At 72.0% G+C, this 6,330-nt stretch carries 9 protein-coding genes; all 9 read right to left on the reverse strand.

Going from position 1 to position 6,330, the window contains the following annotated elements; all coding sequences use genetic code 11:
- Positions 1-42: 42 nt before the first annotated feature.
- Positions 43-576, reverse strand: coding sequence for a hypothetical protein (locus tag JS521_RS10420; protein WP_205082437.1), 534 nt, complete (start codon positions 574-576; stop codon positions 43-45).
- Positions 577-598: 22 nt separating this feature from the next.
- Positions 599-1,066 carry a hypothetical protein gene (locus tag JS521_RS10425; RefSeq protein WP_205082438.1) on the reverse strand — a complete coding sequence of 156 codons (468 nt, stop codon included), beginning with the start codon at positions 1,064-1,066 and terminating at the stop codon, positions 599-601.
- Positions 1,067-1,235: 169 nt separating this feature from the next.
- Positions 1,236-1,511, reverse strand: coding sequence for a hypothetical protein (locus JS521_RS10430; RefSeq protein WP_205082439.1), 276 nt, complete (start codon positions 1,509-1,511; stop codon positions 1,236-1,238).
- 131 nt (positions 1,512-1,642) lie between these two features.
- Positions 1,643-3,424: a DUF2637 domain-containing protein gene (locus JS521_RS10435; protein ID WP_205082440.1), complete on the reverse strand. Its 1,782-nt coding sequence runs from the start codon at positions 3,422-3,424 to the stop codon at positions 1,643-1,645.
- A 283-nt stretch (positions 3,425-3,707) separates the two neighbouring features.
- A complete protein-coding gene (locus JS521_RS10440; protein ID WP_205082441.1) occupies positions 3,708-4,241 on the reverse strand; it encodes a DUF6197 family protein in 534 nt (177 codons plus the stop codon).
- Positions 4,242-4,344: 103 nt separating this feature from the next.
- On the reverse strand, positions 4,345-4,731 hold the full coding sequence (locus JS521_RS10445) for a DUF5999 family protein (RefSeq protein ID WP_205082442.1): 387 nt from the start codon (positions 4,729-4,731) through the stop codon (positions 4,345-4,347).
- A gap of 147 nt (positions 4,732-4,878) precedes the next feature.
- Positions 4,879-5,058, reverse strand: a complete 180-nt coding sequence (locus tag JS521_RS10450) for a hypothetical protein (protein ID WP_205082443.1) — start codon at positions 5,056-5,058, stop codon at positions 4,879-4,881.
- Positions 5,055-5,378 (reverse strand): WhiB family transcriptional regulator, encoded by a 324-nt coding sequence (locus tag JS521_RS10455; RefSeq protein WP_205082444.1) that lies wholly within the window; start codon positions 5,376-5,378, stop codon positions 5,055-5,057. The genes JS521_RS10450 and JS521_RS10455 overlap by 4 nt, the downstream gene beginning before the upstream one ends.
- A gap of 276 nt (positions 5,379-5,654) precedes the next feature.
- A complete protein-coding gene (locus JS521_RS10460; protein ID WP_205082445.1) occupies positions 5,655-6,143 on the reverse strand; it encodes a hypothetical protein in 489 nt (162 codons plus the stop codon).
- Positions 6,144-6,330: the final 187 nt, after the last annotated feature.

Genomic DNA, 6,330 nt, shown 5'->3' on the forward strand with positions numbered 1-6,330 from the left:
CCACCGCCTCGGACAGCTCGGTGATGGCGTTGTCCTTGTGGATCATCGAGCCGTGGGGGGGGGGGGGGGGCCCCGGGGGCGGGGGGGGGGGGGGCCGCGGCGGGGCGGGAACGGCGGGGGCGGCCCGGCCGCAGCCGCGGCCTCGTCCGCCTTGCGCTTCTCCTCGGCCGCTTCCTTCTCGACCTGGGCGGCTTCCTTCTCGGCCTTGCGCTTGGCGGCGCGCTCGGCCATCTTCTGCCGGCGCTCCTCGCGGATCTGGGGCCACCGCTCGCGGTAGCCCTCGCCGACGGCCTTCCACATCACCGTGCTGGTCTCGGTGAGGACCGCGAGCGGGACCGCGGCCTTCCCGCCGATCGTGGCGCTGCGGGGGGCGGCGGCGCTGAACGTGCCGCCCGGGTCGGTCGGGCCGGGCTTGACGGTGCTCTTGCTGCTGCCCTTGGGGCCTTTGTCGGCGACCGTCTTGACCGTCTTCTCGGCGGCCTTGGTGTCCAGGCGCCGGTCGCCGGTGTTGGTGATGGACTCGACACCGCGCGCTCCGGCGTAGGCGATGGCGATGAGGACCAGTAACTCGATCACGAGACGACTTCTCCTTCTTCTTCTAGGCGATGCCGAAGGCGCCGGCGACGAGGGTGCCGATCTTCGTGATGACCCAGGCCAGAACTCCCTGGACGCCCTCGCCGACCGGGCCGGGGATCGTGGACGCCAGCACCGGCAGGACCGCGCCCAGGGCGAGCGTGCGGTGCTCGACCCGTCGGGTCACCAGGTCGTTGGCGAACATGAACGTGACGAACAGCGCCGGGAATCCGGTGATGATCAGCCCGGTCCACTCGCCGACCGACGAGGTCGCCCAGTCGTTGAGGGCGTTGACGTTCTCGTTCCACCACGCCCCGGCCGGGGTCGCGACCATCGCCGCCGACGCCGTCGCGAGCAGCAGCGCCTGGGCGCGGTCGGTGTGGAGCTTGTTGGTGACCTTGGCCAGTCCGGGGAGCTTCTCCGCGTAGTAGAGGAGAGCGGCCGACCCGGCGCAGGCACCTCCGGCAGCGGCGGTCACAGCGGTTTCGATCATGGGTTTTCCGTCCTTCCGGGACACGGTGGGTTGTTGACGGAGCGTGAGATGGGTGCGTATCCTCACGCGCGCACGTGCGCGCATGCGCATGCGGACACGGGTGAGAGGTTTTTCGGCGGTCACAGGGCTTGTCACAGCTCCGGTCACAGTTGCTGTCACAGCCGGGCGGTCACTGTGCGTGCGTCTCGCGGACCTTGTCGACGGCCCGGATCAGCGCCTCCCAGGCGGCGTCGCGCATGTGGTCGGGGAGCCTGTCCAGCTCCCCGCGGGCCCGGTCGAAGGTCAGGGACGCGGCCGCTTCCAGGCTGATGTTCCGGGCCGCCGCGATCCGCTGCCCCCAGTACTCGGCACGCCGTGCGAGGCGCTCCGCGCGGCGCTGGGAGAGCTTCTTCTGCCGCTGCGGCGGCGGCGCCTCCCAGGGGCTCTTCTTGACGGGGTCGTTCACGTGTTTTCACCCCCTTTCGGCGGGCTGGGTGGCAGGGTGGGACCGGCGCTTCGGCGCCTTCACCGAGCTCCCGGGGCGCTGTCTTCGTCCCGGGGGCCGGTGGAACCGTCGAAACAGGTCGTTTGTGCAGGTCACACCGTCAGGCGGTAGCCGTCGGCGATGAGGATCGCGGCTTCCTGGCGGTACTTGGAGGCGGTGTCGGTGGAGGACACGTCGCACGCGCGCTGAACGTCGGCGATCGAGACCACCTTGTTCAGCTCGTCCTGCACGTCCTCCAGGGCCAGGCCGCCGGGGACAAGGCCGGCGGCGAGCGCCATCCTTGCGACCTTGCGCACCTGGCGCTCGCGCGGCTGGAGCTTGGCCTCGTCTTCCATTTCGACCGCGCGCCGCTCGATTTCGGCAGCGGCCCGCCGCGTTTCGGCAGCGGCCTTCTCCGTTTCGGCAGCAGCCTTGCGGGCGGCCTCCACACCGGCTTCGGCGCGCGCCTTCCGCTCGATCTCCTCGGCCTCCTTCCGTGTCGTTTCGGCAGCGGCCCGGCGCGTTTCGGCAGCGGCCGCTTCGATTTCGGCAGCGGCCTGATCGGCTTCGGCCGTGGCCTTGCGGGCTTCGGCGATGGCCTGGGTCTCGACCGCCTGCGCTTCGGCGGCGGCGACCCGGTCGTTCTCCGCCGCTTCCTTCCGCTTCTGTGCCGCGGCGCGTTCCAGCTCGGCCGTACGGAGGTCCGCGTCGGCGGCCGCCTCGCGGGCTTCGGCCTCCTGGCGCTCGGCCTCGGCCACGCGGGTGCGGGCCTCGGCCTGGACGGCCGTCTCCTGCGCCGCCTCGTCCCGGGCGGCGGCTTTCTCGGCGGCGCTGATCTGCGCCTTGGAGTGCGCGTGGGCCGTGCCCTTCTCGCTGTTGACCCGGGCCCGGACCGTTTCGAGCTTGCCGTCGGCTTCCAGGCGCTCGGCCTCGGCCTGCTTCTCGGCGAGCTGCTTGCGCGTCGTCGCCTCCAGGCGCCGCCGCTCGGCCTCTTCCTCGCGCTGCTCCGCTGCGGCTTCCTGCTGGTCAGGCATGGCGAGGGCCTCGCTGACGGTGTAGCCGTAGGGGGCCATCTTCATCGGCAGCCGCTCGTCGTCGGTGGCCTTGGACAGGTCGCCGTTGTACTTGCGCTTGAGCCACTGCTCGTACGCCAGGAGGTCCTGCTCACGGCGGACCATCTCCGGGTAGGAGGCCACACCCCACAGCCGCATCCGCCGGTAGATCCGGGGTGTGGCGAACGGCGCCAGCACCCAGCGGATCAGCGGGATCGCATCGCGGCCCTCCCGGCCGGGGCGCACGATCCGGTCGATCGCGTCCCGGCCGACCTCCACGATCATGATGAACAGGACCGGGACGACACCGTGCGCGAACGCGGCGACGTAGTCCACAAACGTCCACGCCCGGTCCTTCGGCGCGGCGGAAGCAGCGTTGAGGACGACGGTTGCGCTGGTCAGGAGCCATACCGGGTAGCGGATCCAGGTGATGGGCCGCTTGAGCCAGGCCATCAGCAGGTCGACCGCGATCATCACCATGATCCCGACATCGACACCGACCGCGAACAGCTGGCCCTTTTCCAGCGACCCGAAGCGCAGCTCTTTGTGCGCGAAGCTCGCGACGTGCGCGAACGACAGGTAGAGGCCGATCCCGGCGAGGACCAGGGCGAAGACGATGATCCCGCCGATCGCCAGCTTCTGCATACCCGTCAGCGGGCCGCGCGGGACGGCGGGAGTGGACTCGTCCGGATTCCGCTTCTGCGTCTCCGAAACGAAATCCGGCGTCTCCGAAACGGTGCCGGGCGTTGCCGAAACGGCGGCCGGTGTCTCCGAAACGGCGGCCGGTGCGGGCGAAACGGGGTCGGGTTCGGCCGCGGTGTGCGGCCACTCGGTGATCGTCATGAGGGCCTCCGGAATGAGGGATTCAGGGCGGATGCGAAACGGGAGGCGCTGTCCCCGAAACGCGGGCGGCTGCTCCCGAAACGGGGTGCGGTGGAGACGAAACGGGGGTCGGAGCGGCTCGCCGCTCGTGGCCCAGGTCTGTCTCCGCCGGGTCCAGCGCGGCGGGAGCAGCAGCCGCCCCGGGGGCGGGTGGCCGGTGCTCCCGAAACGCGGGCGGGCGGAGACGAAACGCAGAGCGGGTGGAGACGAAACGCGGGGGCAGCCGGCCGGATACCCGAGGGGGTCAGGCCGCGGCGGTCTGGGCGGGGCCGTAGGTGCGGGCGAAAGCCGCGGTGGCGACCAGGAGGGCCAGAACCTCCTCGACGGTGCGGGCGGGGTGCTCGTCCCAGTCGATGTAGTGGGCGTACGGTGCGCCGGTCGTGGCGCAGATCAACAGAGCGAGGATGTCCCGGACGGCGACGCTGGTGTCCCTGGACAGCCGCCCGGTCGTGTCGTCGGCGCGTGCGGCGTTGAGCGCCTCGTAGATGCCCCGGTGGTTGCGCGGGGCCCAGCCGCTGGTCTGCAGGAAACGGATGGCGGCCTCGGCGTGAGCGGCGATGTCGTCGCCGGTCATCGGCATGCCACTGTCTCCCCACGCCAGCCAGTCCTCGCGCTTGCGCCGCAGGGAGAGGGCGTACGCCTTCGCGGTCAGCTGGGTGAGAACGTCGAGGGAGGGCTGGGTGGCCTGGATGCCGCAGACGTAGACCTCAACATCCCGGCTGAATCCGCTCTCGGCCTTCTCCAGCTCCTGCGGGGTACGGCGGTTCAACTCGAACATGGACGTTCCTCTCGGTGCTGGCTCCGGACTGTCCGGCTCCCTGTCACCGCCCGTCCCGGCCGCCCTGGTGGTGAGCGGTCGGTGCGGGCGGATCGGGCAGCCGTCAGGCCGGCCGCGAGGAGCCGGTCAGGTTCGCCATCGCCGCGTGAAGCGCGGCCATGTCGGTCTTGCCGCTGCCGCCCATGCCGCCGATGAGCGCAGAGGTGGCCGCAGGCCGGAAGAACACCCGGGCGGAGTGGCCCGGGGTGTCGGTGGGCCGGTGCGGGGCGATGATCTGGCCGTCGGGGAGCAGCGCTCCGGTGTCCTCCCAGAGCAGCAGCGCGTTGCACAAGAGGCTCCAGCCCTGCTCCGGGTGGGCAGCTACGACCTTCGCGGCCTCCCGGTCGGGGCTGTCGGCGCTCGGGCACCTGGGGGTGTGCTGGCACAGCGAGTCCGGCAGCACCGTGGTGGGCGTGGTGGTGGTCGGGATGGCGGGGTGGCTGCTTTCCATGGGGCTCTCCTCGAGGAGGGAGGCGATTCCCGGGAGTGTCCCGGGCTGGAGGCGTGCGAAAGGGCCGGCGGCCCGTGGTGCGGGCGGCCGGTGCGGGTGGATCAGCGCGGGGCGGGAGAGGAGTTGGGTTCCTGTCCCGTGGTGCGGTCAGGCGCGCGTCGTCTTCTGCTGGGCGAGGTAGTCGTCCTGGAGCCGGACGAGCTCGCCGTACAGGCGGCGGCCGGTGGTGCAGCGGCGCTCCGGCGAGCACGTGGCGCACGTGGCGTCGTGCTCGCGGACCGCTGCGGCAGCGGCCATGTAGAGGTCGTACAGGCTGCGCTTCGTCACGCGGCGGCCCGCTGCTCCTTGAGGCGCAGGCGCGTGGCCCGACGGTGGATCCGGCGGCGGTCGGTCTCGTCGGTGCCGCCCCACACCCCGTGGTCCTGGCCGGACTCCAGCGCCCAGTCCAAGCAGGCCTCCATGACCGGGCAGCGACGGCAGACGGCCTTGGCCTCCTGAGCCTGGGCGATGGCCGGGCCGCTCGTGCCGATGGGGAAGAACAGGTCGGGGTCCTCGTCCCGGCACGCGGAGTGCGTACGCCAGTTGGTGTTGACCGGCAGGTTCGCGGAGGGGGCGTAGACGGCGTTGATGATGGAGAAGGGGTTCATCGGGGCCTCCTGGAATGGCTGTGCGGAGCAGCCCCGGGGTGCGTCCCGGGGCGGCTCGCGGTGCTGGCGGGGTGGATGTCCGTGACCTGGTGACCGGCCTCCCACGCCCTGGGGGGGGGGGGGGGGGGGGGCGGCGCCGGCGGGGGGGGGGGGGGGGGGGGGGGCCGGGGGGGGGGCTGTGGTTGGGGGTGCGCGGGGTCCCCCGCCTGGGCGGGGTGAGGCCCGGCCCGGCGTGGGGGTGCGCGGTCCGGGCGGCGCGTATGAGAGCGGCCACCGCTACTTCGGGTAGGGGTTCTCGGACTGCTCGTTCTTCTTCCCCACCTTGTCGCTCAGGTCCTTGTGGCCCTGCTCGTCCAGTGCGGTGACGCTGGGCGGGCAGTCGTGGCCGGTGCAGTTGTACCGCTCGCAGAGCGGGCACTGGCCCATCACCGGCCGGTGCAGGATCAGGACCGGCTGCCGGTCGTAGCCGGGGGCCATCTCCTGGAGCGTGCGCCGCGCCCGGCGGCCGGCCCCGGCGGCGCGGTCGTCGCCGTCGTCCACCAGCTGCTGCACGATCTGGCGGAAGGCGCGTTCGGTCTCGTCCCGCTCGTAACCGCGGCCGTCGTCGCCGCTCCGGTCGTCCAGGTCACCGATCTCGTCCGCCACACCCGCACGGGGAGCAAGAGCGGTCAGCAGCTGCGAAACGCCGGTGCACCGGCACGTCTCGAAGGTGCCCTCACAGATCGGGCAGAGGCTGTTCGTCGGGGCGGGGGTCGGTCGTGTCATGCTGTGCATCAGGTCCTCCAGTCAGGTCCTGGACAGCCCCGGGGGGTCTCAAGTCGCCGGGGCTGTCGTGCTGTTGAGGCTGTTCGTACGAGCAGCCGAGGGGCGGGGGGGGGGGGGGGCCCCGCGCGGGGGGGGGGGCGCGGCGGGGGGGGGGGGGGGCAAGGGAGAGAACACGAAAACAAAAAAG

Origin of the sequence: Streptomyces durocortorensis, assembly GCF_016901035.1 — a bacterium.
GTDB classification, from domain to species: Bacteria; Actinomycetota; Actinomycetes; order Streptomycetales; family Streptomycetaceae; genus Streptomyces; species Streptomyces durocortorensis.